Annotated in this window: 6 protein-coding genes; all 6 read left to right on the top strand. The window is 34.6% G+C overall.

Translation table 11 applies throughout. The features are described from left to right. A partial coding sequence (locus tag IQ228_RS24595) for a hypothetical protein (RefSeq protein ID WP_370566945.1) occupies window positions 1-311 on the top strand: 311 nt, incomplete at its 5' end. Next, window positions 308-760 (top strand): hypothetical protein, encoded by a 453-nt coding sequence (locus tag IQ228_RS24590; RefSeq protein WP_027401269.1) that lies wholly within the window; start codon window positions 308-310, stop codon window positions 758-760. The genes IQ228_RS24595 and IQ228_RS24590, both read left to right, overlap by 4 nt. Before the next feature lie 43 nt (window positions 761-803). Then, window positions 804-1,013, top strand: coding sequence for a hypothetical protein (locus IQ228_RS24585; RefSeq protein ID WP_027401268.1), 210 nt, complete (start codon window positions 804-806; stop codon window positions 1,011-1,013). Further along, window positions 1,014-1,463 (top strand): HNH endonuclease, encoded by a 450-nt coding sequence (locus IQ228_RS26975; protein WP_051424234.1) that lies wholly within the window; start codon window positions 1,014-1,016, stop codon window positions 1,461-1,463. It begins immediately after the preceding gene. A gap of 150 nt (window positions 1,464-1,613) precedes the next feature. After that, a complete protein-coding gene (locus IQ228_RS24575) occupies window positions 1,614-1,913 on the top strand; it encodes a type II toxin-antitoxin system HigB family toxin (RefSeq protein ID WP_193964780.1) in 300 nt (99 codons plus the stop codon). 12 nt (window positions 1,914-1,925) lie between these two features. Continuing rightward, window positions 1,926-2,324: a type II toxin-antitoxin system HigA family antitoxin gene (locus IQ228_RS24570; RefSeq protein ID WP_193964778.1), complete on the top strand. Its 399-nt coding sequence runs from the start codon at window positions 1,926-1,928 to the stop codon at window positions 2,322-2,324. The last annotated feature ends 257 nt before the right edge of the window (window positions 2,325-2,581 follow it).

The raw sequence follows: 2,581 nt of genomic DNA, 5'->3' as shown, positions 1-2,581 counted from the left end.
TATATAAAGTGACTCACAATAGATTTATGACACTAACCCTCAGTTTACCACCAGAATTAGAACAGTATTTAATACAGGAATCACAACAGCAAGGACTTTCTGTGGAAACTTATACATTGGAACTTATCCAAAAATCTATTCTGCAAAAAGAAAAACAATTGAAAATAGTTAATGTGCTTCAGTCTTGGATAGATGAAAGTGATGAACAAGAACAGCAAGAAACAGGAGAATATTTAATTAATGCTTTAGATGAAAACCGGTTATCTAATCGTCAATTATTTCCGCAAGAATTAAAAGGTGTCAGTTGGTGAATCGAGTTATTTTATTAGATGCTGGACCTATAGGTTTAATCACAAATCCAAAATTGTCAGATGAAAGCCTTGCTTGCGCTAAATGGCTACAAATGCTAATTTTTTCAGGTAGTAGAGTTATCATTCCTGAAATTGCTGATTATGAAGTGCGACGAGAATTATTAAGAGCCAATAAATTTAAAGGTATTGCTCGTTTAGATGAATTAACTCAACTGGTAGAATATCTACCAATTACAACAACTGTAATGCGTCAAGCTGCTTTTTTTTGGGCGCAAGCTCGACAACAAGGACAACCAACAGCAGGAGATAAAACCATTGATGGAGATATAATTTTAGTAGCTCAAGCTGTAACTTTAAATGTTGCAGATTTTCTGATTGCCACAACTAATGTTGGTCATTTATCAAGGTTTGTTACTGCTGATTTATGGCAAAATATTCACATAAACTGAATAACATTGTAGAAGATTTTTCTAAACTGTAGGGAAATATTATATGACTGATGTAATTGAGATACCCGTTAATTTAACTTATTTCCAACTTCCTGAAGCTGTGCAAGCGCGGTTACAATGTTTATTAGATCGTCAAGATGCTGGGGAAGAATTGAGTGTAGCAGAAAGAAATGAAGCAGAAGGTTTAGTTGATTTGGCGGAATTTTTATCTTTGCTTTCTTTGCGTTCTCAGCGTATAATGCGGGCAGGATAAATGGGGAAAATTCCAAATTCGCTACGTCAATTAGTTATCCAGTGTGCGAAAGATAGGTGTGAATATTGTTGTTTGTCTCAAGCAGGACAAGCTGCAACATTTCATATAGATCATATTATTCCGGTTGTGGCTGGTGGTGCAACAACATCTGATAATTTAGCTCTTGCTTGTGTTTCATGTTCACTGCGTAAAGCAGATCCAAAACAGAGTTTCCAACCGCAAGATAGTGAGCAAAATTTGATTGATATTCTGCCATTTTTGATTAATGAGGGACTAACTATTAATGAAGTGCGTCAAGGTCTGCGTTCAGGTTTTAGCTCTAAACCGTTACTTTTAGATTCTCGTGTACTCAATCTTTATGATTGGCTTTTTAAGTATGCAGCAGTTAAACTGAATGGAGTCCAACTACAAAACCTTCGTGAAAACAACCCACATCTTGCTAGTCTGTGAGTTGCACCTTTTTCATCATTTTATTTGATGAGATCAATAAACTATGAATTAATACTCAGAAGTTGGGGATTTGGATAATATTGACAAATCGTTTTCTAAATGAGAACATATATAAAATCAACATTTGTATTTCCAGATAAAAAACAAAATATGCACCTAATCAGCATTCGTAATTTACGTACTGATGCTGATAAATACCCAGATGCAGTAGAATCGGTTAACTCCTGGTATCGAATGATAAAATCTGCATCATGGCAAAATTTTAATGAACTTAGACAATTTTATCCCACAGCAAATGCAGTAGGCAATTTTATTGTATTCAACATCAAAGGTAATTCTTATCGTTTAATTGTTAGTATTGATTATGCAATCCAAACAGTCTACTACAAATATTTTTTAACCCATGCTGAGTATGATAAAGAAAAATGGAAAAATGACCCTTTCTTTTAACAGGAGTTAACCATGACCATTTCCTTAGATAAAACCACCTACAGTCAATTATTAGTAGAATATCAACCCAAAGTTATCACAACCGAAGCAGAATATGATCAAGCATTAGAAACTGTGGAAAAATTAATGGCTGAACAACAACGTACACCAGAACAAACTGCTATCCTACAATTGTTAGTCACTCTCATTGAAGAATTTGAAACTAAACACTACCCTATTGAACCATCATCACCCCATGCAATATTAGAACATTTAATGGATGCTAGGGGAATTAAACAATCTGATTTAGTAGGAATTATTGGTTCTAAAGGTGTGGTTTTTGAGGTAGTGAATAGGAAAAGAGCAATTAGTAAAGCTCAAGCAAAAGCTTTAGGAGAATTTTTTAATGTTTCTCCAGCATTGTTTATTTAATAGTAAAACTTGCTATTAGCTTCTCTCTGGATAAATAAGGTGTCCTTTATCTCTCCGTAGTTCATTATTTCATCTAAACCTCCAGGAGACCCCCACCAAAACTGTACTCAGTTTGGTGATGGGAGGAATGGAGGGTTAATTGTGAAACGTCCCTTGAGTAATTTTGTGCGCCAGCACAAACAATGAAAGGGACAGTTGAGCAATTAACAAATCTTTGATTTTCCATATTCGTAACCGTCCTTTTTGTGAATTGATTT

Source organism: Dolichospermum sp. LEGE 00246, assembly GCF_015207865.1.
In the GTDB taxonomy this organism is placed as follows: domain Bacteria; phylum Cyanobacteriota; class Cyanobacteriia; order Cyanobacteriales; family Nostocaceae; genus Dolichospermum; species Dolichospermum heterosporum.
Note: the sequence above shows the minus strand (reverse complement) of the source record. Positions and strands in the feature narration are given on the sequence as shown.